Here is a 21,731-nt window from a genome sequence, read left to right on the forward strand (position 1 = left end):
AGGGCGTGACGCGGACCCCGACCCGGCAGGTGCGGTGACGGGCGTGGTCGGGCTCAGAGGCTGATGCCGCGCTCGCCCAGCCAGCCGATCGGGTCGATCTTCTGCGAGCCGTTGATCCACACCTCGAAGTGCAGGTGCGGACCGGTCGACTGACCGCGGTTGCCCATGGTCGCGATCTGCTCGCCCGCGCGGACGTGCTGGCCCGCGGTCACGAGCGTCTCGTTGACGTGGCCGTAGATCGTGATCGTGCCGTCGTTGTGCTGCACGCGCACCCAGAGGCCGAAGCCGGACGCCGGGCCCGCCTCGACGACCACGCCGTCCATCGCGGACAGGATCGGGGTGCCGATGGCGTTGGCGATGTCCACGCCGTAGTGCGTCGTGCCCCACCGGGCCCCGAAGCCGGACGTGAACGTGCCCTGGGCGGGCTTCACGACCGCCGGGCGCTTGGCGGCCTCCTCGGCGGCCCGGGCGGCCTCCTCGGCGGCCTTGGCCGCGGCGGCGCGGGCCTGCTCCTCGGCGACGCGTGCCTTCTCCGCGTCCTCGGCTTCCTTCTGCCGCTTCAGCTCGGCCTGCCGCGCCTGGTAGCCGTCGGACGCGTGCCGGATCGCCTGGTCGACGTGCTGCCGGGCGAACAGCCCCTCCGACCGCATCAGCTTCGCCGCCTCGAACGCGGGCTGGACGGCGTGGACGGTGCGGACCTCGGCCTTCTGGGGCGCGGAGGTGTGGACCAACGCCGCCGCCAGGTCGGGGCCCGCGGCGAGCGGGAGGAACTTGGTCTCGCCGCCGTCGAAGCCGCCGGCGGCGCCGACGCCGCCCGCCAGTGCTCCGGCCGCGACCACGACGGCCGCGACGCGACCGCCCACGGGTTTCCTGTCGCACACCGCTCGGTGCGAGCGGCGGGGGCCGGTCGGGGGGTGGGGCGCGACGAACGCGCGTCGCCCGCCGGCTTTCGAGTGCCGTGCCAAGGTAGTGCCTTCCTGCATCGGGGAGCACGGCCCGGTCACAGGGACACCTGGCGGGGGATCCAGGCTGGCGGCGCTTTCGGGGAGCGACCGCCGTGTCCCTATGGTGACCGAACCGTGACATGCGGCCGGGACCGTAACCCGATGTAACAGGAGAGGGCAAGTCCTAACACAAGCGCTGCGACTTTTTGGTGAGATAACCCACTGATCGTCACACTGCGTGTTCGGATACCCGTAAGTTCCGTATCAGTCCGTTATAAAACCCCAGGTCAGAAGGCAGATTGGTCGTGACGTAACCCGTGACGAAGGTCGACTAGCGGTAGCGCGGGTCGACCGGCGGGAGATCCACCTGCGGCTTGCCCTCGTGGATCACCCGCATGGCGTTGAACCAGGTCGGCGCAGCCACCTGACCACCGTAAACACCGCCGGCGTCGTTCGTGCCGCACAGCCTCGGCGGGGTGCCGTTGCAGATCACCTGCGGCGCCACCCCATCGGTGAACGTCATGACCGCGCCGGCGAACTGCGGCGTGGCGCCGATGAACGCCACGGACCAGTGGTTCTCGGTGGTGCCGGTCTTGCCGATCATCGGCCGGGTCCAGCCGGTCGCCGCGCCCGCGGCGGTGCCGCCCGGCTTGGTGTCGTGGCTCATCGCGGTCGCCAGCGCGTTCGCCACCTCGGGGGCGACCGCCTGGTCGCACGGGATCTCCTTCAGCGGGACCGGCCGGCCGTTGCGGTCCACGATCTTCTCGACCGGCGTGGGCGGGCACCACTTGCCGCCGCTGACGATCGTCGCGGCGACGTTCGACAGCTCCAGCACGCTGGTCGGGCCGGCGCCCAGGGTGAACGAGCCGCTGTTGTCCCGCTTGTAGGTGTCGCCCTGCGACGGGCCGTTGGAGCCGTCCGCCTTGAGCGGGTCGCCCGCGTTGTTCACGCCCTGCATCGACTCCCGCAGGCCGAGCCGGTACGCCATGTCGACCACGTTGTTCAGGCCGGCCTTCTCCTGCAGGATGATGAACCCCGTGTTCGGCGACTGGGCCAGCGCCTCGGTCAAGGTCATCTTTTCCTTGTACTCGCCCGCGTTCTTGACCGTGTAGGGCTTGTTGCCGTCCTTGTAGACCCTGGACGTGTAGAGCTTCGGCACGTCGATCTGCTTGTCGATGCCGGTGACGTGCTGCTCCAGCGCGGACGCGGCGGTGAACACCTTGTAGATCGAGCCCGCGCCGAACCTGGTCACCTCGGCCGGGATCGAGTAGGCGCTCTGCCCGGCGTCGGCGTTGTTGCCGAAGTCGCGGTTGGCGGCCAGCGCCCGCACCCGGTGCTTGTCCGTGCCCGGCTCGACCACCGCCATGGCGTTCGCGACGCCCGGCTGGGTCTTCGGCACCTGGCCCTCGGCGGCGTCCTTGGCCGCGCGGGTGGCGACCGGGTCCATCGTGGTGGTGATCGTGTAGCCGCCGCGCTTCAGCTCCTCGACCGACAGGCCCGCCTTGTCCAGGTAGTCGATCAGGTAGCGGCAGAAGAAGCCGTAGACCGGGCCGTCGCCCGCGCCGACGCACCCGTTGGGCAGCAGCTTCAGGTCGGGCACCACGCCGATGTCGGCGGCCTTGTACTCGTTGGCCTGCTCCTCGGCGACCTTCGGGTCGGGGCCGAACGCGCCGTTGTCGCGCATCCGGTCGATCACGGTGTTGCGGCGCTTGATCGCGGCGTCCACGTCGGAGCCCGGGTTCAGCCTGCTCGGCTCGTTGACCAGGCCCGCGAGCATCGCGGCCTGCGGCACGGTCAGCTTGTCCGGGGTGGTGTCGAAGTAGGTGCGGGCCGCCGCGCCGACGCCGAACGCGCCGTTGCCGAACGGGACGACGTTGAGGTAGGCGGTGAGGATCTCGTCCTTGCTCATCCGCTGCTCGAGCTGGGTGGCGATGCGGGCCTCGCTGATCTTGCGGCCCAGCGTCACCTCCGTCGCCTTCTCGTACGCCTCCTCGGAGCCCTTGCCGACGACGAACGCGAGGTAGTTCTTCACGTACTGCTGGGTCAGCGTGGACGCGCCCTGGGTGGTCTCGCCGTCGACGCCCGCCTTGGCGGCGGCGCGGGCGATGCCCTGCCAGTCGACGCCCTTGTGCTCGAAGAACCGCTTGTCCTCGACCGCGATGATCGCGGCCTTCATCGTGTCCGCGATGCCCTCGGACGGCACCGGGATCCGGTACTGGTCGTAGACGTAGGCGATCGGCTGGCCGTGCATGTCCAGCACGGTGGTCACGAGCGGCAGCTCGGCCTTGGTCAGCTCACCGGAGGTCTGGTCGACCGTGTCCGCCGCCCGGTTGGACGCCAGGCCGAGCCCGCCGACGACCGGGAACAGCACCGCCGCGACGAGCACGCCCGCCATCAGGCACAACCCCACCAACTTGACCAGACCTGTCGCGCGCGCGGCGAACACGAACCAGCAACCCCTTCCAACAACCCCTCGGGAACCCCCACTGACTAAGTCGCGCGAAGACCCCCGCAGGTTGCTCCGCGGCGGGCGGGAGTTCACCGGGTGATCTTCGACGACGGTTGTCGAAGTTACTCCTGCCCGCTCGAACCCGTGGTCAAACCCCACTGGGCCGGACGGCGGCACCCCGCCAGGCACGAGAGGGTGATCGACCTCACCTCCGGGCGGCCGTGCGGCGGGCCCTGGCGGAGGCTCCGGTCGGGTTCTTCGACGGGTCCATGATCGAACAGGTGTTCCCCCGCCGGCAAGATCACGATCGGGTGATCCCGCCGACGCCCACGGCGTGTCGACCACGTCCGCGCCGATCAGGTCCGCTGCGAGCGCGTCCGGGCCGGCCGTGTCCGTCGCGGGCACGTCGGGGCCGATCGGGGTTCGGCGGTGCCGAACGCGGCCCCCGAGCGGTCAGCTCGACGCGCGCAGCCGGATCGTCGCGCTGGCCCGGCGGACCTCCACCCCCGTGTGGCTCGGCACCACGTCCTCCAGGAACCCGTACTCCTTCAGCTCCTCGTCCGGCCGCCGCGACACGGTCCGCCACCAGGTGGCGATGTCGGCCCACCCCGGCGCCGACAGCGACCCGCCGAAGTGCTGCACGGACAGCGCGGCGCACAGGTTCGCGAACCGCACCCGGTGCGCCAGCGGCCACCCGGCCAGCGTGCCGAGCACGAACCCGGCCCCGAACACGTCACCCGCGCCGGTCGAGTCCAGCGGCGCGACGTTCAGCCCCGGCACGTCCACCATCTCGCCGGTCGCCGAGTCGACCGCCACCGCTCCCCCGCCACCGCGCGTCACCACCACCACGGGCACGTGCTCCGCCAACGCGATCGCAGCGCGCTCCGGCGTGTCCGACCGCGTGTACCGCTGGGCCTCCGCGTGGTTGGGCAGGAACGCGTCGTAGTGCTCCAGCCGCCGCACCAGCTCGGGCGCCCACGCCTCGGTGCGGTCCCACCCGATGTCGGCGAACAGCAGCGCGCCCTGCCGCTTGGCCTTCATCACCCAGCCCTCGTCGTCCGCGCCCACGTGCACGAAGCACGCCCGCGTCCGCGGCGGCGGGTCGAGCAGCTCGTCGGCGGACACCGGCGACCGGTGCCCGTGCGTCACCATGGACCGGTCCTGGTCCATCGCCATGGACACGGTCACCGGCGAGTGCCAGCCGTAGAACCGGCGGCAGTAGCTGAGGTCGACGCCTTCCTGCTCGGCCAGGATCTCCCAGCAGAAGTCGCCGTAGGCGTCCTCGCCGAACGCGGCGGACAGCGCGGTCCGGAGCTGGAGCCTGCTCAGCGCCACGGCGAGGTTCGCGATGCCGCCGGGGCACGAGCCGAGCCCTTCCGCCCACACCTCGGTGCCGGGGGCGGGCGGCCGGTTCAGGCCGGTGAAGATGATGTCGAGGAAGACCGTCCCGGACAGCAGCACGTCGAACTCCGGCGGCGGACCCGCACCGGCCGAGGGGTCCGACGGCGGCGCGGGCGGAGGCGTGGCGGCCATGGACCCACCATGCCAGGACCGGTCAGCCGTCAACAGCCGCGAACATCTCGCGCATACGGGCCAGCGCACGGTGCTGCGCGACGCGGACCGCGCCCGCGGTCGAGCCCACCGCGGCCGCCGTCTCCTCCGCCGACAGCCCCACGGCGACCCGGAGCACCAGGATCTCCCGCTGCCGCTCGGGCAGCCGCTGGAGCAGCTCGGTGACGTGGCCGATCATCTCGCCGGTCATCGCGCGCTGCTCCGGCCCGTCCTCCAGGGTCGGCGCGTCCGGCAGCTCGGGCACGACCTCGGCCCGGCTGCGCACCGCCCGTCTTCGCGCGTCGGCGACCTTGTGCGCGGCGATCCCGTACACGAACGCGAGGAACGACCCGGGCTCGTAGCTGTACCGGCCGAGCGCCGCCACCACGGCCAGGCACACCTCCTGGGCGATGTCCTCGGCGGAGACGAGCGTGCGCTCCCTGGACCCGACGCGCGCCCGGCAGTAGCGCAGCACCAGTGGCTGGATGCGCGCCAGGAGTTGGCCGACGGCGCGCGGGTCGCCCAGCAGCGCCTCGTCGACCAGTTCGGACAGCTCGGCCTCGGCCAACCACCGGGCGGTCCCCCGGGACGGGCCGTCGCCCACCACCAGCCTGACCTCCGGGCGGCCGGGCACGTCCACGACGTCGCGAACCGCGCCGACCCCCACCTCGACGTCGGCCCGCACGGATGCGTGCTGCACCATCCGGCGACCTCCTCACGCTCGTCCTGCCTCCGGCCCATCCCGGCTCACTGAAGAGGAGCGGGCAGACGTGCTCCTGATACGAAGCTGACCACGATCCGACTCCCTGTGACCCCCACAGCACTCGCCCGTGACGACGGATAAGCCGAACGGCGGAACGACAGGGCGGCGTTGCCACACCACGACGAGTCTTGCGGCACCCGACCGGGCGTACTTCTCGACCGGATCGGAGTAGCGGCGGAACCCGCCACCGCCGGCGGGCCGGGTCCCGCGGCCCCGTCAGAATGGCCGCGCAACGCGTGGAGCGGATGGGCTGAGGAGCACCGTGATGGAACAGCTGGGCGTGCGGACCGACCGGGGCGACTTCGACGCGATCGCGGCGGGTCCCGAGGACGGCAGGCCGGTGGTGCTGCTGCACGGCTTCCCCGAGGCCGCCGTGGAGTGGGAGCACCAGGTGGCGGTGCTCGGCCGCGAGGGGTTCCGGGCGGTGGCGTTCGACCAGCGCGGCTACTCCCCCGGCGCGCGGCCGGAGCGCGCCGCCGACTACGGCGTGGAGGAGCTGGTCGGCGACGTGCTCGCGGTGGCGGACCACTTCGGCTGGTCGTCGTTCGACCTGGTGGGCCACGACTGGGGCGGCGCGGTGGCGTGGTGGACCGCGGCGGAGCACCCCGACCGGGTGCGCCGGCTCGCGGTCGTCTCGACGCCGCACCCCGGCGCGTTCGCCGAGGCCCTGCGCACCGACGAGGACCAGCACCTGCGGTCGGGCTACATGACCGAGTGGCGCAACAGCGGCACGGAGAAGCGCATGCTGGCCGACGACGCCGCGGCGTTGCGGCGGATGTTCGAGTGGCGGGTGCCGCCGAGCCGGGTGGACGAGTACGTGCGGCGGCTGTCCGAGCCGGGCGCGCTGACCGCCGCGCTCAACTGGTACCGGGCGGGGCGGCCGGGCGGCAGGGCGGGGAAGGTGTCCGTGCCGACGCTGTACGTGTGGAGCACGGAGGACGTGGCGTTCGGCTCCACGGCCGCGTTGGCCACCGGCGACTGGGTCACCGGCCCCTACCGGTTCGAGATGCTGGAGGACGTGTCGCACTGGGTGCCGGAGGAGGCCCCGGAGGCGCTCACGGCGCTGCTCCTCGAGCACCTCTCGTCTTGATTGAACCGATGCCGCGCCGCCGCACGTGTTCTCCCGTATGACGGAGTTGACCTACTCGGAGCGCCGGGTCGCGACGCTCGCCGCCGCCGGCCACGGCAACCGGGCGATCGCGCTGCGGCTGCACATCACCGTGAGCACCGTGGAGCAGCACCTGACCAGGGTCTACCGCAAGCTGGCCGTGGCGAACCGGGAGGAGCTGAAGGGGCACAGCGCCCTAGTGTGAGCCCATGCGGGTCGCGGGGTTGCTGCTGGCCGCGGGCGCCGGGCGGCGGTTCGGCGGTCCCAAGGCGCTGGTGTCGCACGGCGACGGGCTGTGGGTGGACCGGGCCGCGGCGGTGCTGCGCGACGCCGGGTGCTCGCCGGTCGTCGTGGTGCTCGGCGCCGCGGCGTCGTCGGTGCGCGCCCGGGCGACCCTGGACGGCTGCGTGGTCGTGGACAACCCCGACTGGGCCACCGGCATGGGGTCGTCGCTGCGCACCGGGCTGGACGCGTTGACCGGCGCGGACGTGGCGGCGGTCGTCGTGCTGCCGGTGGACACGCCGGGCGTCACCGCGGCGGCCGTGGAGCGCTTCCGCGCGCTGGCGTCGCCCGCGGCGCTGGCGCGCGCCTCGTACGACGGCGCGCCCGGCCACCCCGTGCTGATCGGGGTCGGGCACTGGGCGGGGGTGTCCGCGGCGGCGGTCGGCGACGCCGGCGCCCGGGACTACCTGCGCGCCCACCACGCGCTCGACGTGCCGTGCGACGACGTGGCGGACGGGCGCGATGTCGACCACCCCCGCGATCTCCCCCCGTGAGCCGAGCGCGCTGTGCCAGGGTTCGGGGCATGGGGTTGCTGCGGGGTGGGTTGCTCGCGTTGGCGGTGTCCGGCGCGGTGGCGTGTGGCGCACCGGCCGTCGACCAGGGGGCCGTGCCGCCCTCGACGTCGGGCGCCGGGTGCGCGGTCCGGTACGAGGTGGCGGACGCGCTCGCCCCGGTCGGGCCGAGTTCGGCGTACGCCGAGATCCACGTGGCCCCCCTCGACCCGGCGGAGCAGGAACGGCGACGGCGGCAGCGCCTGCCGCTGTCGCCGCGCGACCACGGGTCCGCCGTCGAGGCGGCCGGGCGGGTGCGGCCCGCGCTGGAGCGGCTGTGCGCCGCGGGCGACTTCGGCGCGACCGCGACCGCCGAGGCGTTCACCGCGGCCGGCTACCCGGCCAACGACGTGTACGTGCAGCCGTTCCCGGACTCGGCCGGCGTCGGCTACAGCCTGCACCTGGGCGAGCGGGCGTGCGTGACGGGGCACGTCCGGCCGGGCGAGCTGCTGGTCGCCGTGGACGGGGCCCGACGCGACGGCACGTGCGCCGAGGCGTCGGGCTGACCGTCACGCCGTGGTGGGGCGCTGCTCCTCGGCGTCGGGCTGCACCACGGGCAGCGGACCGGAGATGACGCGGGGCAGCGGCACGTCCAGCGGCGGCTCGGTGTCCGGCGTCCAGCGATCGCGGCCGTCGACCTGGCCGCCCAGCAGGGCGCTCGCCTCCGCCGTCGCCTGCTGCACGATCTCGCGGGCGCGCTGCTCGGCCTCGGCCAGCCTGCGCTGGGTCTCCTGCTCGGTCTCGTCCAGCAGCACGGCCTGCTGCCGCGCCACCTCCTCGGCCCGCTTGAGCATCTGCTCGCTGCGCTCCCGCGCGTCGGTCTCGAACGCGTCGGCCTTCTGCCGGGCCACGTGCATCAGGTAGCGGATGCAGCCGGACACCGCGTTGTCCTTCGAGTAGCCGGCGTGCAGGACCCGGTACTCGGCCAGCTCGCTGCGCGCGTCCTCCAACTCCCGCACCAGGTCCTCGACGGTGGCCACGGCGCCGTCCCGGTCCGTCCGGAGCACCTCCAGCTCCTCGCGCAGGCGCTCGACCTCCTGCCGCGCGCGGATCAGCGCCCCGTCCACCTCCCGCCGGTCGTAGCCGCGCCACCGCACGGGGAACGTCGTGCCTCGGGACTTGTCGATGTGCATGGCTGCCGCCGTTCCGGACGACTCAGCCCCGGGCCAGCGCCACGAGGTCGTCCATGGTGCCGTTGAACAGGTTGTGGTCGATCGGGGTGGAGGTGTACTGCCAGATGGCCTGCGCCGCCCAGGCGTGCGGCAGCGGGCCGACGGCGTCGGCGTAGCGGGCCACCCACAGCGGGTTGGTGCCCGAGAGGTCGGCGGTGCGGCCGGTGCACAGGTCCCACCACGAGGTGGACGTGTAGATCATCGGCGGTCGCCCGGTGCGGGCCAGGTAGGTGTCGCTGAACTGGCGGATCCACGCCACCATCGCCTCCGGCGTGAGCCCGTAGCACTTGTCGTCGCCGTACGGGTTGTACTCGACGTCGAGCGCGCCGGGCAGCGTGCGGGCGTCGGCGGTCCACCCGCCGCCGTTGTCGACGAAGTAGTGGGCCTGGGCCGCCCCGTCGGAGCGGTCGGGCAGCGCGAAGTGGTACGCGCCCCGGACCATGCCGACGTCGTAGGACCCCTGGTACTGCTGGCCGTAGTTGGGGTTGCGGTAGCCGGTGCCCTCGGTGGCCTTGACGTAGGCGAACCGCACGCCCTGGTTCCACCAGTGCGGCCAGTCGACGTCGCCCTGGTGGCTGCTCACGTCGATGCCCAGGACGGTCGGTCCCCCGACCACGAGGTCGGCCGCGGTCACCGGCGTCGCCCCCTCGTGCTTGGCGATCTGGGAGCCGGCCTCGTGGTCCTCCACCCGCTCCTGCCGGTGGTCCGCGGCGCCGGTGGCGGGCCGCTCGGCCGACGCGGTCGGCACGTGCGGGACCGCCAGGCACGCCAGCGCCGTCACCACCGCGGTCACGCGGGACCGCCACCTCAGGGTTCGCGCCGGCATCGCACATCCCTCCCCGCCCCGCCCGGTGGGGGCGGAGCCGTGTTCGCGCGGCGGCCTGCGCCGAGCCGCGGCCGTGACTTCTGGGCAACGGCTACCACCGGCCGAACCGGGACAACCTGAGGAAGCCTTTTCCACCCGGAAGAATGACAAATACAGACTTTCGCGGCACAGCACGTGACCGGCCGGCACGCTGCGCTGACGATCATTTTCCCGACGAGGGGGAAAATGGCCGGCATGAAGCGACACTGACGGGGGCACTCACCCGGTGAGCGCGACGCACTGGAAGGTGAGGACCATGACCTCGACCCGAGTGGATTGGGAGCCGTTCATCGAGTCACTGCACGAGGCCGCCGGCCTGTGGGACCGCGGCCTGGCGTGCCGGGCGACCCGGCACGAGCTGGACGAGGAGGTCGACGCCGACCCGCCGCGGGTCGTGCCGATCACCGAGGCCGAGGCCGAACGCCTGATGCGCGCGGTCGCGTTCCTCGCCCGGCGGCTCAGCATGGCCGCCGAGTGCGTGGTCTACGAGACCGCGGAGTCGCGGCTGGAGCCCGCCGAGGGCGACCCGGCGGCGCAGGCGGACGCCCTGTCGCTGACCGCGCTGCACGCCGCCGCGATGCGGCACGCGGCCGACCTCGCCAGCGCCGCCTTCAACCGCTCCGACGCCGCGTAGGCAAATGCCTCCACGAACGGGTGAACAATGCCCGGTCAAACATCGCGGCGGCATTGTCCGAGCGTTCCGGTGAAACCGGATCGGCGCAGGTTTCCGCCCCACGCCCGAGCGTAACTCCCGGGTCATGCGCACCGCCTCCCTCGCGAAACTCACCGGCCTCTGCCTGGTGGCCGGCCTGCTGCTCGCCGGGATGGCACTCCCGGTGGTCGCGGCGGCCGGCCTCGTCTCCAACCGGATGAGCGACCAGGTCGCCGTGACCACGCTCAGCATGCTGGAGACGCCGCCGCCGCTGATGACGACCATCACCGACAAGGACGGCGTCCCGTTCGCCTACCTCTACGACCAGTACCGGGTGCTCACGCCGCCGGACAAGGTGGCGCAGGCGATGAAGGACGCCCTGGTCGCCATCGAGGACCGCCGGTTCTACGAGCACAAGGGCGTCGACTGGCTGGCCACGCTGCGCGCCGCGTTCCGCAACCAGTCCGAGGGCAGCGTGTCGCAGGGCGCTTCGACGATCACGCAGCAGTACGTGAAGAACCACCTGGTGCACGTGCTGGAGCGGGAGAACGTCAGCGGGCAGGTGCAGGCGCAGGAGCAGACGATCGCGCGCAAGCTCCGCGAGGCGCGCATCGCGATGCAGCTCGAGACGCAGCTCAGCAAGGACGAGATCCTGTCGCGGTACCTGGACGTGGTGCCGTTCGGCGGCACGATCTACGGCGTCGCGGCGGCGTCGCAGGCGTACTTCGAGACCACGCCCGACCAGCTCACCGTGCCGCAGGCCGCGATGCTCGCGGGCATGGTCAACAGCCCGACGTTCCTCGACCCGGAAGCCCGCCCGGACAAGGCGATCGAGCGGCGCAACATGGTCATCGACCTGATGGCGGAGACCGGCAAGCTGTCGCGCGAGCAGGCCGAGGCGCACAAGCGCGCCCCGCTGGGGCTGGCCACGCCGGTGCGGCCGCTGCCCACCGGGTGCGTCGGGTCGGGGCCGGAGTACGGGTTCTTCTGCTCGTTCGTGGTGAACCACCTGACCCGCAACGGCTACTCGTTGAACGAGCTGAAGGTCGGCGGCTACACGATCCAGACCACTTTGGACCGCACGCTCACCGTCCAGGCCAAGCAGGCGGCGGAGGCGCAGGTGCCGAAGACCACGCCGGGCATCGCGAACACGATGGCGGTCGTGCGGCCGGGCAAGGACCGGCACGACGTCGTGGCGCTGGTCGCCAACCGCGACTACGGGCTCAAGCAGGACCAGTTCCAGACCCAGTTCGACCTGCCGAGCGGCGTGGAGAACAAGTTCGGCGCGGGATCGGTCTACAAGGTGTTCACGGCCGCGGCGGCGATGGAGAAGGGCACGGTGGGGATCGACAGCATCGTCGAGTCGCCCCCGTCGTACACCTCGCACGTGTTCCGCGGCGGCGCGCCCGGCTGCCCGGGCACCGGCGAGCCGTTCACGTACTGGTACTGCATGCGCAACCACGAGGGCAACTACCCGCCGCGGATGACGTTGACGGAGGCGTTGGCGACCTCGCCCAACACCGCGTTCGTGATCCTGGAGGAGCAGGTCGGGCTGGACGCGGTGGTCGACATGGCGTACCGGCTGGGGATGCGGGACACGTTGGCGACGAACATCGCGGGCGTGCCGCCGGATCCCAAGTCGAAGCACAAGGAGCTGCGCGTGACTCAGGCCGACTTCTACAAGCAGTCCGGGAACGCGTCGTTCACGCTGGGGCCCGCGCCGACGAACACGCTGGAGCTGGCGAACGTGGCGGCGACGTTGATGTCGGGCGGCACGTGGTGCCGGCCGACGCCGATCGTGAAGATCACCGACCGGAACGGCAAGGACGTGTCCTACGCCGAGCCGCCGTGCGAGCAGGTGGTGGAGGAGGCGCTGGCGAACGCGCTGGCGGTCGGGATGAGCGGGGACGACAAGGACCGCGGCACCGCGGCGGCGTCGGCGAAGCAGTTCGGGTGGACCCGGCCGGCGCTGGGCAAGACCGGCACGACGGAGGAGTACAAGTCGGCGGCGTTCCTGGGCGCGACGCCGGACTACGCCGGCGCCGTGCAGGTGTTCAACGACAGCACCTCGCCGAGCGGCATCTGCGTCAACGCCGGCCCGCCGCGACTGTGCGGCGAGGGTGACATCTACGGCGGTACGCTGCCCGCGCGCACGTGGTTCGACCTGATGATGAAGGCGCACGCCGGCCTGCCGGAGAAACCGCTCCCCCCGGTGGAACCCCGCTACCGCCGCCCGTGAGAGGCGGGGCCTGGTCACACCATCGGGTGATCATGGGCCGAAAATGTACGGAAACACTGTTACCGTACATCGGTTGATATGACCGAGCCCTCGACCACCCCGGAGCGCCCACCAACCACCACCCACACCCCGGCGACCACCACCCCGCACCCCGCACCTCACCACCCCCGCACCTCACCACCCCCCGCACCTCACCACCCCCCGCACCTCACCACCCCCGCACCTCACCACCCGCCGCCGTTGCCGGCCCCGCCACCGGATCTGGCCGGCCACCACCCACCCGACCACACCGCCCGACCCACCCCGGCACCGTCGCCGGGCCGACCCGCCGCCCTGCCACCGCCACGCGCCGCCGTCGCCCACCCCGCCGTTGCGCGCCCGCCGCGCCGAGCCCGCCCGCGAGCACGCGACCTCAGACCAGCCGCACCTCGACCCCGGCCTCCCGGATCCGCGCCACCTCGTCCTCCGGCGCGCCCGAGTCGGTGACCAGGACGTCGATCGCCCCCACCGGGCACACCCGGCCGAACGCGGAGCGCCCGAACTTGGAGCCGTCGACCGCCGCGATCACGCGCGTGGACGCCGCCACCGCCGCCCGCTTCACCGCACCCTCGGCCAGGTCGTGCGCCGACACCCCGTCGCGCGCGCTCAGCCCGCAGCTGCCCAGCACCATCGTGTCGAACCGCATGACCTCGAACGCGTGCTCGGCCAACGGCCCGACGAACGCCAACTCCCCCGGCCGGAGATCGCCGCCCGGCAGCACGAGCCGCACGTGCCCCGCGCCCCGCAACGCGTCCACGGCGTGCAGCGACAGCGGCAGGACGGTCAGCCGCCGGTCGGTCAGCCGGCGCGCCACCTCGACCGCCGTGCTGCCGGCGTCGAGCACCACCGTCTCGCCGTCGTCCACCAGCGCCGCGACCGCGGCGGCGATGCGCCGCTTGGCCTCCAGCCGTTGCCGCGACCGCGCCGCGTACGGCGTCTCCTCACCCGTCAGCACCCGCACCGCGGCACCGCGCACGCGGCGCAGCAACCCGTCGCGCTCCAGCACGTCGAGGTCGCGCCGCACGGTCATCTCCGACGTGCCCACCAGCTCCGCGAGCACGTTCACGGCCACCCGCTCACCGCCCCGCAGCCGCTCGAGGATCTTCTCGTGCCGCCGTGCAACATCCATGGCGTTCATTCGAACATCAAAAATGTTCACAGGTCAACACCCTGGCGGCCGGTGGGACGATCCGGTAGGACTGGGCCCCGGCACCGCGTTTGGTATAGACCACTGGAGGACCGCATGACGACCGAGCCCGTGACCGACACCGACTACGGCGACGTCGTGCGCAACCACCTGACCAGGGTGGAGCAGCAGAACGCGGCGGCCCTCGACGACGTGGCCGAGCTGGTGCTGGCCGGCGTCCGCGCGGACGGCATGGTGCTCACCGCCGGCGCCGGCCACTCCCTCGCCGCCGTCGCCGAGACCTTCTACCGCGCCGGCGGCCTGGCCTGCGTGCGCCCCCTCTACCACCCCGAACTGCTGCCCATGCACGGCGCGGTGAGCAGCACGTCCGCCGAACGCCGCTCCGGCCTGGCCGCCGAGGTCCTGCGCGACGCGCGCCTGGCCCCGCACGACGTGCTGTTCGTCTTCTCCACCTCGGGCGTGAACCCGTACCCGGTCGAACTCGCCGTCCTCGCCGCCGACGCCGGCTGCCCCGTGGTGGCGGTGACGTCGGTCGCGGCCGGCGCCCTCGCCCCCCGCCGCGCGGGCACGACCCTCGCCGAGAGCGCCACCGTGGTGCTGGACAACCTGGTCCCGCCCGGCGACGCGACCTACCCGCCCGCGAGCCCGGTCACCGCCGCCATCTCCACGATCGCGACCGCGTTCCTGTGGAACCTGCTGATGGTGCGCCTGTTCGACAAGGCCGCCGAGGCCGGCGTGGACCTGCCGCTGTGGCGCAGCGCGAACGTCGAGGGCGGCGACGCGGCCAACGCCGACCTGCTGCGCAAGTACCAGACCAGGGTGCCCCAGCTGGGCTGAACGGTTTTCACGAATCCTCCACACGATCGGGTTAGCCTCCGACCGTCGAGGGGGGTTCATCCGTGAACACGAGGACGAAGCGCTGGGTGCTGGCCGTCGGGGGTGTCACGGCGGTCGCCGTGATCGTGGCCGGCGTGATGGTGCTGCGGTCGGGCGGCGAGTCGGAGGCGGAGCGGGGACCGCAGCGGGTCGCCCCCGGCGTCGTCGCCCAGCAGTTCTTCACCGCGGTGATGTCCGGTCAGGCGGGACAGGCGGCCACGCTCACCGACGCGGCGGACGCGGCCCGCACGACCATCACCCGCGTGCAGCAGGGCATGCCGGGCGCGTCGTTCCACGCGCAGCTCGGCCGGTTGCCGCAGGTCACGGACGGCACCACGACGACGTCGGTCGACGCGGACGTCACGTGGACGCTGCCCGGCGGTGTGCCGATGAAGTACGCGACCCGGGCCGAGCTGCGGTTGACGGGCGACCGGTGGCTGGTGCACTGGTCGCCGGCCGTGCTGCACCCGCAGCTCACCGAGGGCCAGAGCCTCGCCTACACCACGACGCCCGGCGACGGCGCGCTGCTCGACCGCAACGGGCAGCCGGTGCCGGCGGGGTTCGCGCCGGTGGTGATGGGGTCGGTGCGGCAGGCCGTCGGCGCGATGAAGGGCACGCCGGGCTGGCAGGTCGCGATCGTGGACGCGACCGGCGCGCCGGTCACCGTGCTCCAGGAGCAGAAGGCCCAGGCCGCGCCGTCGACGACGGTGACGTTGGACCCGAGGACGCAGGCCGCCGCGCAGGCCGCGGTCGACCAGGTCGCGGGCCGGGCGGCGATGCTCGTGGCGATCCAGCCGTCGACCGGCGAGATCCTCGCGGTGGCGCAGAACGCGACGGCCGGGCAGGACCCGCTCGCGCTCTACGGCCACTACGAGCCGGGGTCCACGTTCAAGGTCGTCACGGCCACGGCGGCGTTGACCAACGGCCTGGCGACGGCCGACACGCCGGTCGAGTGCCCCGGCAAGGCGACCATCGGCACGCGGCAGATCACCAACGAGGACTCGTTCGAGCTGGGCACGGTGCCGCTGCGCCGGGCGTTCGCGGCGTCGTGCAACACCAGTTTCGGCGAGCTGGCGGCGTCCATGCCGGCGACGGCGCTGCCCGAGGCCGCCGCGTACTTCGGGCTGGCGTCGGACTTCACGGTCGCCGGCATCACGACCAACACGGGCAAGGTCCCGCCCGCCGAGTCGGTGCCCGCCCGGGTCGAGGCGGGCATCGGCCAGGGTCAGGTGCAGGCGACGCCGTTCGGCATGGCGCTGGTCGCGGCCACGGTCGCCAACGGCCGCACGCCCGTGCCGCGGCTGATCCGCGAGATCCCGACCGAGGGGCAACAGCCGACGGCGTTGCCGGGCGGGGTCGCGGGGGCGTTGCGCTCGATGATGGGCGAGGTCGTGACCGGCGGCACGGCCCGCGACCTCGCCGGTTACGGAGCGGTGCGAGGCAAAACCGGAACCGCCCAGTTCGGTGACGGAACCCAGGCGCACGGGTGGTTCATCGGTTACCGGGGTGATCTCGCGTTCTCGGTGCTGGTGGTGAACGGCGGGTCGTCCAAGGTCGCCGTGGCCGCGACCGGCACGTTCCTCGGCGCGCTCTGAACGGCCTGGTCGAGCGCGGCGTCGACGGCCGTGTCGTCGAACTGCGTGCGGTGCAGCTCGGCGTAGCGGCCGTCGGCGGCCATCAGCTCGGTGTGCGTGCCGCGTTCCACGATCCGGCCGTCCTCCACGACGAGGATCTGGTCTGCCGCCCGGATGGTGGACAGCCGGTGGGCGATCACCAGCGCGGTCCGGCCGCGCAACGCCTCGGTCAGCGCGGCCTGCACCGCGACCTCCGACTCGGAGTCCAGGTGGGACGTCGCCTCGTCCAGGATCACCACGCGGGGCCGGGCCAGCAGCAGCCGGGCGATCGTGAGCCGTTGCCGTTCGCCTCCGGACAGCCGGTAGCCGCGTTCACCCACCACGGTGTCGAGCCCGTCCGGCAGTGACCCGACCAGGTGATCGAGGCGGGCGCGGCGCAACGCGTCCCACAGGTCGTCGTCGGTCGCGTCGGGACGCGGGTAGCTCAGGTTCGCCCGGATGGTGTCGTGGAAGAGGTGGCCGTCCTGGGTGACGACGCCGACCGCGCCGCGCAGCGAGTCGAACGACAGGTCGCGGACGTCCACACCGGACAGCCGGACCGCGCCGGAGTCCACGTCGTACAGTCGCGGCACGAGCGTGGCGATGGTCGACTTGCCCGCGCCGGACGACCCGACGAGCGCCACGAGCTGCCCCGGCTCGGCCCGGAAGCTGATGCCGTGCAACACCTCCTCGCCGCCGCGCGTGTCCAGAGTGGCCACCGATTCCAGTGAGGCCAGGGAGACCTTGTCGGCGGCGGGGTAGGCGAACCGCACGTCGTCGAACTCCACCGACACCGGGCCGTCCGGCACGCGGCGCGGGTGGTCGGGTTCGGCGATCATCGGCTCGAGGTCGAGCACTTCGAACACCCGTTCGAACGAGACGAGCGCGGTCATCACGTCCACGCGGGCGTTGGCCAGCGCGGTGAGCGGCGTGTAGAGGCGCGTGAGCAGCAGCGCGAGCGACACGACGGTGCCCGCGGCCAGGTGACCGGTCAGCGCGAGGTAGCCGCCGAGGCCGTAGACCAGCGCTTGCGCCAGCGCCGACACCAGCGTGAGGCCGGTCATGAACCACCGGGTGGCCATCGCGGTGCGGACCCCGATGTCCCGCACCCGGGCCGCGCGCTCACTGAACTCGGCCACCTCGTCACCCGGTCGGCCGAACAACTTCACCAACGTGGCACCCGGAGCCGAGAACCGCTCGGTCATCTGGGTGGTCATGCCCGCGTTCAGCGTGGCCGCCTCGCGCTGGAGGTCCGCCATCCGGCTGCCCATGCGACGGGCCGGGATCACGAACACCGGCAGCAACAGCAGCGCGAGCGCGGTCACCTGCCACGAAAGGGTGAACATCACGCCGAGGGAGAGCCCCAACTGGATGACGTTCGTGACGACGCCCGACAGCGTCGACGTGAACGCCCGCTGCGCGCCGATCACGTCGTTGTTCAGCCGGCTCACCAACGCGCCCGTGCGCGTCCGGGTGAAGAACGCGATCGGCATGCGCTGGACGTGCTCGTACACGGCGCGGCGCAGGTCGTGGATCAACCCCTCCCCGATCCGCGCCGACTGCCACCGCTCGACCAGCCCGAGCCCCGCGTCCACCACCGCGATGCCCGCGATCGCCACCGCCAGCCACACGACGACCGACACGTCCCGCCCGCCGACGATGGCGTCCACCACCCGTCCGGCGAGCACCGGCGTGCTGACCGCGAGCACCGCAGACACCACCGTGAGCAGCAGGAACAGCACCAACTTCGCCCGGTGCGGACCGGCGAAGCCCAGCACTCGCCGCAACGTCCCCGGCCGCACCGCGTTGGGCGCGTCGGAAGCCCGCATCGCGCTGCGCATCAATCCCCACGAACCGTCCACGACGAACGGTAACGCCGGCGGCACTCCCGACGTTCCCCGTTCGTGTGCAGGCAGACAGCCGCAGGCACGGTCCGCGCACATTCCGCAGTCGCGGCGGCGTGACGGACGGCGCGGTCGGGGGTTCGCCACGTTCACGGGTTCGGCGCGATCACGATCGGCGGGTCAGCTGTCGGCGGGATCGGCCGGGTCGGCGTGGCGGGGTGGTCGAGGGCTCGGTCATATCAACCGAGGTGCGGTAACAGCGTTTCCGTACATTTTGGCCCGGATCTCACCCGATCGTGTTCCGCTGAGGTCGAGAGCAAGCCTCCGACCTGCGGAAACGTCTCAAGCCACCCCGCCGACCGCACCGGGGCAACAAGCCAAGGGGGACGTTTGGCCAGTGTCTTTAAAACAACCCCCACCCTCAATCCATACACCCACCCCACCCCACCCCCACCTGAAACACCACCCCGGGGTTCTTCGGCCCGGCGCGGCCTGGCGGGTCAGGTGGGCGCGCTCGGCCAGGTTGGTCGCCTTCCCGGCCGCCTCGACGTACAGCCGTGCCGCCGTCGCCAGGTCGCCGTCCCGTTCGTGCAGGTACGCCGCCACCGCGGTGTACCTCGGCAGCGAGGTGTCGAGTTCCGCGAGCGCCGCCAGGCCCGCCCGCGCGCCGTCGGCCTCACCCACCGCGACCGCCCGGTTGAGCCGGACGACCGGGCTGTCGGTCAGGCGCGCCAGCTCGTCGTACCACTCGACGATCTGCACCCAGTCGGTCTCCTCGGCGGTGGGCGCGTCGGCGTGCAGCGCCGCGATGGCGGCTTGGGCCTGGAACTCGCCCAACCGGTCGCGGGCGAGGGCGGTTTGCAGGATTTCGATGCCCTCGGCGATCGCGGCGGTGTCCCACCGGCTCCGGTCCTGCTCGGCCAGGGGGACGAGGTCGCCGTCCGGCGTGGTCCGGGCGGCGCGCCGGGCGTGGTGGAGCAGCATGAGCGCGAGCAGCCCCGCGACCTCGGGGTGGTCGATCGCGGCGGCGAGTTGCCTGGTCAGGCGGATCGCCTCGGCGGCGAGGTCGACGTCGCCCGAGTAGCCCTCGTTGAACACCAGGTAGAGGACGCGCAGCACGGTGGCGACGTCGCCCGGTTGGTCGAACCGCACGCCGGAGACGGTGCGCTTGGCGCGGCTGATGCGTTGCGCCATGGTGGTTTCCGGCACCAGGTACGCCTCGGCGATCTGCCGGGTCGTCAAGCCGCCGACGGCGCGCAGCGTGAGCGCGACCGCCGACGACGGCGTCAGCGACGGGTGGGCGCACAGGAAGTAGAGCTGCAGCGTGTCGTCCACTTCGGGCGCGGGTCCGGCCTGAGGTTCCTCGTGGACCTGGTCCTCGCGTCGCCGACGGGCGTCCTCGGCGCGGGTCGCGTCGAGGAACCGCCGCCAGGCCACGGTGACCAGCCACCCCTTCGGGTCCCGCGGCTGGTCGGCGGGCCAGGCGCGGATCGCCTCGACCAGCGCGTCCTGTACGGCGTCCTCGGCCGCCGCGAAGTCGGCTCCGCGGCGGACGAGGATCGCGAGGACGCTCGGCGTGAGGCTCCGCAGCAGGGCCTCGTCCACGTGCGACGTCATTCCGTGATGGTGGGCGGCTCGGTGAGGAACGGGCGCAGTTCGAGCCACTCGTGGATCGGCTCGCCGTTCGCGCCGGGCGCGGCGGACAGGAGGCCGGCCAGTTCGACGGCGCGCTCGTAGCTGTCGACGTCGATCGCCATCCAGCCGGCGATCAGGTCCTTGGTCTCGGCGAACGGGCCGTCGGTGACCGGCGGGCGGCCTTCGCCGTCGTACCGGACGAACGTGCCCTCCGGGGCGAGCGCCTGGGCGTCGACGAACTCGCCGGACTCCCTGAGCCGGTCGGCGAAGTCGTTCATGTACTTGATGTGCGCCGTGACCTCCTCCGGCGTCCACCGGTCCATCGGCACGTTGTTCACCGCGTCGGGAGCGCCGCGGTAGTGCTTGAGGAGCAGGTACTTGGCCATCGTCGTCTCCTTGGTGCTCTTGCGACCCGTTCTGGCTCGCTTACACCCCTGGGACGGAGCCGGCCGCGGGTTCTCGACATCGTCCGGCGAAGTTCGCGGAGATTTTTTCGCGGCTCGGGTGGATCGGCGGTTCGCTGGCTCGGGCGGTGTGCGGAGTGGGACGTGTGCGAAGTGGGAGGTGTGCGGAGTGGGAGGTGTGCGGGGGCGGTGGTGGGGTTGGAGGCGGGTGAGGGTGGGGGGCAGGGGGGCGGAGGCGGAGGCGGGTGGGGGTGGGTTGGCACGGCGGGGTGGTCGAGGGCTCGTCATAATCAACCGAGGTGCGGTAACAGTGTTTCCGTACACTTTTGGCCGGATCTCACCCGATCGTGTTTGAGCCCGAGGTGGAAGTGCTGGTCAGGACTGGCCGGTCAGGGCGGACAGCTCGGCGAGGCGGCGTAGTTGGGCCTCGCGCTCGGCGCGGAGCTGGTCCTCCTCGCCGGCGCCGGCCGCGGCCGACGCGAGCAGTGCCAGGGTCTCGCGCACCGCGCCCGGCATCGGCTTGAGCACCTGGGCGACCAGGTCGTCGACCGCGGTGTCCAGTTCGTCGGCGGGCACGACGGAGTTCGCCAGGCCGATCCGCAGCGCTTCCTCGGCGCCCACGCGCCGCCCGGTCAGGCAGATCTCGGCCGCGCGCGCGTACCCGACCAGGCGCACCAGGGGCAACGTGCCGCCCAGGTCGGGCACCAGGCCGAGGGAGGTCTCGGCCATGCAGAACTTGACGTCGTCCGCGGCCACGCGGAAGTCGCACGCGAGGGCGAGCTGGAAGCCCGCGCCGATCGCGTGCCCGCGCACGGCGGCGACCGTCACCCTGGCCGGGTCGCGCAGCCAGCGGAAGCCTTCCTGGAACTCCGCGATCAGCGCCGCGCCGGCCTCGGGTCCGCGTCGGGTGACGTCCGGCAGACCGGGCTCGCCCTCCACCGGCGCGCCGGTGAACATGCGCCGGTCGAGCCCGGCGGAGAAGGCACGACCGGAACCCCGGACGACCACGACGCGGACGTCCGGGCCCAGGTGCTCGCCGATCGTCCGCAACGCCACCCAGGTCGAGGGCGTCTGTGCGTTCAGCACGTCGGGACGGTCGAGCGTGATCGTCGCGCGCGGTCCGTCGACGACGAGCCGCACGCCTCCGCGTTCCAGCAGGCCGGCGTCGATGGTGGTCGGTGCCGACATGCGCGAACCTCCGGGTTTCGTCAGGCGTCGTCTCTCCTCGACGCCGTGTGGTTACCGGAGGGTAGCTTACTTCTTCTTCGTGCGGGTGGCGCCACCGCGACCGCGCAGCTGCACACCGGATTCGCTGAGCACCCGGTGCACGAAGCCGTAGGAGCGTCCGGTCGACTCGGCCAATGCCCGGATGCTCGCGCCCTTTTCGTACTTCTTCTTCAGGTCAGCGGCCAGCTTGTCCCGCGTGGCGCCGGTGATCCGGGCGCCCTTCTTCAGGTCAGCCACCTTGTCCCGCCTTCCGTAGACAGCAGGTCGGGCCTTCGTAAGCCCCTGTCGTCGCAATGATCGAACACGAAGACCAAGAACGCCAGGTGATCAAGCGAAATGATCTGCGAGCGGTCGTTCGATCACCGACGGT

20 protein-coding genes are annotated in these 21,731 nt (G+C 72.5%); 8 read left to right on the forward strand and 12 right to left on the reverse strand.

The genetic code is table 11. The features are described 5' to 3' along the window. Positions 1-53 precede the first annotated feature (53 nt). The 4 genes from ACFXGA_RS26495 to shbA all read right to left on the reverse strand — a co-directional run bounded on the left by ACFXGA_RS26495 (position 54) and on the right by shbA (position 5,647). Positions 54-863, reverse strand: a complete 810-nt coding sequence (locus ACFXGA_RS26495) for a M23 family metallopeptidase (protein WP_378092227.1) — start codon at positions 861-863, stop codon at positions 54-56. Between the two features lie 412 nt (positions 864-1,275). Then, the gene (locus ACFXGA_RS26500) at positions 1,276-3,390 is read right to left on the reverse strand and encodes a transglycosylase domain-containing protein (protein WP_378092229.1); all 2,115 of its coding nucleotides are present in this window, start codon (positions 3,388-3,390) and stop codon (positions 1,276-1,278) included. A 456-nt stretch (positions 3,391-3,846) separates the two neighbouring features. Next, positions 3,847-4,926, reverse strand: a complete 1,080-nt coding sequence (locus tag ACFXGA_RS26505) for a PfkB family carbohydrate kinase (protein WP_378092231.1) — start codon at positions 4,924-4,926, stop codon at positions 3,847-3,849. Between the two features lie 22 nt (positions 4,927-4,948). Then, positions 4,949-5,647 (reverse strand): RNA polymerase sigma factor ShbA, encoded by a 699-nt coding sequence (gene shbA, locus ACFXGA_RS26510; protein WP_378092233.1) that lies wholly within the window; start codon positions 5,645-5,647, stop codon positions 4,949-4,951. Positions 5,648-5,972: 325 nt separating this feature from the next. Between shbA and ACFXGA_RS26515 the strand changes: the two genes are divergently transcribed. Genes ACFXGA_RS26515 through ACFXGA_RS26530 form a run of 4 tightly spaced genes read left to right on the forward strand, consistent with a single transcriptional unit; the run spans position 5,973 to position 8,154 of the window. After that, entirely contained in the window at positions 5,973-6,797 is an 825-nt protein-coding gene (locus tag ACFXGA_RS26515; protein WP_378092235.1) for an alpha/beta fold hydrolase, read from the forward strand. A 37-nt stretch (positions 6,798-6,834) separates the two neighbouring features. After that, positions 6,835-7,020 (forward strand): helix-turn-helix transcriptional regulator, encoded by a 186-nt coding sequence (locus tag ACFXGA_RS26520; protein ID WP_378092237.1) that lies wholly within the window; start codon positions 6,835-6,837, stop codon positions 7,018-7,020. A 4-nt stretch (positions 7,021-7,024) separates the two neighbouring features. Next, positions 7,025-7,591, forward strand: coding sequence for an NTP transferase domain-containing protein (locus ACFXGA_RS26525; protein WP_378092239.1), 567 nt, complete (start codon positions 7,025-7,027; stop codon positions 7,589-7,591). A 29-nt stretch (positions 7,592-7,620) separates the two neighbouring features. Further along, positions 7,621-8,154: a hypothetical protein gene (locus ACFXGA_RS26530; RefSeq protein ID WP_378092241.1), complete on the forward strand. Its 534-nt coding sequence runs from the start codon at positions 7,621-7,623 to the stop codon at positions 8,152-8,154. Positions 8,155-8,157: 3 nt separating this feature from the next. Here ACFXGA_RS26530 and ACFXGA_RS26535 read toward each other — a convergent pair whose 3' ends face one another. Continuing rightward, the gene (locus tag ACFXGA_RS26535) at positions 8,158-8,781 is read right to left on the reverse strand and encodes a hypothetical protein (protein ID WP_378092243.1); all 624 of its coding nucleotides are present in this window, start codon (positions 8,779-8,781) and stop codon (positions 8,158-8,160) included. A 22-nt stretch (positions 8,782-8,803) separates the two neighbouring features. Then, on the reverse strand, positions 8,804-9,646 hold the full coding sequence (locus ACFXGA_RS26540; protein ID WP_378092245.1) for a lysozyme: 843 nt from the start codon (positions 9,644-9,646) through the stop codon (positions 8,804-8,806). A 295-nt stretch (positions 9,647-9,941) separates the two neighbouring features. On the opposite strand from ACFXGA_RS26540, the gene ACFXGA_RS26545 reads away from it, so the two are divergent. Together ACFXGA_RS26545 and ACFXGA_RS26550 are read left to right on the forward strand one after the other, a co-directional pair. Beyond that, a complete protein-coding gene (locus ACFXGA_RS26545) occupies positions 9,942-10,319 on the forward strand; it encodes a hypothetical protein (RefSeq protein WP_378092247.1) in 378 nt (125 codons plus the stop codon). Between the two features lie 124 nt (positions 10,320-10,443). Next, positions 10,444-12,576, forward strand: a complete 2,133-nt coding sequence (locus tag ACFXGA_RS26550) for a transglycosylase domain-containing protein (protein ID WP_378092249.1) — start codon at positions 10,444-10,446, stop codon at positions 12,574-12,576. Positions 12,577-12,988: 412 nt separating this feature from the next. Here the strand turns inward: ACFXGA_RS26550 and ACFXGA_RS26555 are convergent, their stop codons facing one another. After that, positions 12,989-13,744 (reverse strand): DeoR/GlpR family DNA-binding transcription regulator, encoded by a 756-nt coding sequence (locus ACFXGA_RS26555; protein ID WP_378092251.1) that lies wholly within the window; start codon positions 13,742-13,744, stop codon positions 12,989-12,991. Between the two features lie 114 nt (positions 13,745-13,858). Between ACFXGA_RS26555 and ACFXGA_RS26560 the strand changes: the two genes are divergently transcribed. After that, positions 13,859-14,599 carry an SIS domain-containing protein gene (locus ACFXGA_RS26560; protein WP_378092253.1) on the forward strand — a complete coding sequence of 247 codons (741 nt, stop codon included), beginning with the start codon at positions 13,859-13,861 and terminating at the stop codon, positions 14,597-14,599. 62 nt (positions 14,600-14,661) lie between these two features. Next, the gene (locus tag ACFXGA_RS26565) at positions 14,662-16,233 is read left to right on the forward strand and encodes a penicillin-binding transpeptidase domain-containing protein (RefSeq protein ID WP_378092254.1); all 1,572 of its coding nucleotides are present in this window, start codon (positions 14,662-14,664) and stop codon (positions 16,231-16,233) included. Here ACFXGA_RS26565 and ACFXGA_RS26570 read toward each other — a convergent pair. The 5 genes from ACFXGA_RS26570 to ACFXGA_RS26590 all read right to left on the reverse strand — a co-directional run bounded on the left by ACFXGA_RS26570 (position 16,137) and on the right by ACFXGA_RS26590 (position 21,598). After that, positions 16,137-18,113 carry an ABC transporter ATP-binding protein gene (locus ACFXGA_RS26570; RefSeq protein ID WP_378092257.1) on the reverse strand — a complete coding sequence of 659 codons (1,977 nt, stop codon included), beginning with the start codon at positions 18,111-18,113 and terminating at the stop codon, positions 16,137-16,139. The two genes, ACFXGA_RS26565 and ACFXGA_RS26570, sit on opposite strands and share 97 nt — an antisense overlap. Positions 18,114-18,437: 324 nt before the next feature. Beyond that, a complete protein-coding gene (locus ACFXGA_RS26575) occupies positions 18,438-19,712 on the reverse strand; it encodes an RNA polymerase sigma factor (protein WP_378092258.1) in 1,275 nt (424 codons plus the stop codon). Continuing rightward, the gene (locus tag ACFXGA_RS26580) at positions 19,709-20,116 is read right to left on the reverse strand and encodes a YciI family protein (RefSeq protein WP_378092260.1); all 408 of its coding nucleotides are present in this window, start codon (positions 20,114-20,116) and stop codon (positions 19,709-19,711) included. Before ACFXGA_RS26580 ends, ACFXGA_RS26575 begins: the two co-directional genes overlap by 4 nt. A 393-nt stretch (positions 20,117-20,509) precedes the next feature. Further along, entirely contained in the window at positions 20,510-21,322 is an 813-nt protein-coding gene (locus ACFXGA_RS26585; protein WP_378092262.1) for an enoyl-CoA hydratase/isomerase family protein, read from the reverse strand. Between the two features lie 66 nt (positions 21,323-21,388). After that, positions 21,389-21,598: a helix-turn-helix domain-containing protein gene (locus tag ACFXGA_RS26590; protein WP_015103570.1), complete on the reverse strand. Its 210-nt coding sequence runs from the start codon at positions 21,596-21,598 to the stop codon at positions 21,389-21,391. Positions 21,599-21,731: the final 133 nt, after the last annotated feature.

This window comes from Actinosynnema sp. NPDC059335, from assembly GCF_042752395.1.
Lineage (GTDB): Bacteria > Actinomycetota > Actinomycetes > Mycobacteriales > Pseudonocardiaceae > Actinosynnema.

What these genes read in the sequence shown, in the direction of transcription:
- ACFXGA_RS26505 (WP_378092231.1), bottom strand. Translation starts at nt 4,926, where the DNA reads ATGGCCGCCACGCCTCCGCCCGCGCCGCCGTCGGACCCCTCGGCCGGT.
- shbA (WP_378092233.1), bottom strand. Translation starts at nt 5,647, where the DNA reads ATGGTGCAGCACGCATCCGTGCGGGCCGACGTCGAGGTGGGGGTCGGC.
- ACFXGA_RS26515 (WP_378092235.1), top strand. Translation starts at nt 5,973, where the DNA reads ATGGAACAGCTGGGCGTGCGGACCGACCGGGGCGACTTCGACGCGATC.
- ACFXGA_RS26520 (WP_378092237.1), top strand. Translation starts at nt 6,835, where the DNA reads ATGACGGAGTTGACCTACTCGGAGCGCCGGGTCGCGACGCTCGCCGCC.
- ACFXGA_RS26525 (WP_378092239.1), top strand. Translation starts at nt 7,025, where the DNA reads ATGCGGGTCGCGGGGTTGCTGCTGGCCGCGGGCGCCGGGCGGCGGTTC.
- ACFXGA_RS26530 (WP_378092241.1), top strand. Translation starts at nt 7,621, where the DNA reads ATGGGGTTGCTGCGGGGTGGGTTGCTCGCGTTGGCGGTGTCCGGCGCG.
- ACFXGA_RS26535 (WP_378092243.1), bottom strand. Translation starts at nt 8,781, where the DNA reads ATGCACATCGACAAGTCCCGAGGCACGACGTTCCCCGTGCGGTGGCGC.
- ACFXGA_RS26540 (WP_378092245.1), bottom strand. Translation starts at nt 9,646, where the DNA reads ATGCCGGCGCGAACCCTGAGGTGGCGGTCCCGCGTGACCGCGGTGGTG.
- ACFXGA_RS26545 (WP_378092247.1), top strand. Translation starts at nt 9,942, where the DNA reads ATGACCTCGACCCGAGTGGATTGGGAGCCGTTCATCGAGTCACTGCAC.
- ACFXGA_RS26550 (WP_378092249.1), top strand. Translation starts at nt 10,444, where the DNA reads ATGCGCACCGCCTCCCTCGCGAAACTCACCGGCCTCTGCCTGGTGGCC.
- ACFXGA_RS26555 (WP_378092251.1), bottom strand. Translation starts at nt 13,744, where the DNA reads ATGGATGTTGCACGGCGGCACGAGAAGATCCTCGAGCGGCTGCGGGGC.
- ACFXGA_RS26560 (WP_378092253.1), top strand. Translation starts at nt 13,859, where the DNA reads ATGACGACCGAGCCCGTGACCGACACCGACTACGGCGACGTCGTGCGC.
- ACFXGA_RS26575 (WP_378092258.1), bottom strand. Translation starts at nt 19,712, where the DNA reads ATGACGTCGCACGTGGACGAGGCCCTGCTGCGGAGCCTCACGCCGAGC.
- ACFXGA_RS26580 (WP_378092260.1), bottom strand. Translation starts at nt 20,116, where the DNA reads ATGGCCAAGTACCTGCTCCTCAAGCACTACCGCGGCGCTCCCGACGCG.
- ACFXGA_RS26585 (WP_378092262.1), bottom strand. Translation starts at nt 21,322, where the DNA reads ATGTCGGCACCGACCACCATCGACGCCGGCCTGCTGGAACGCGGAGGC.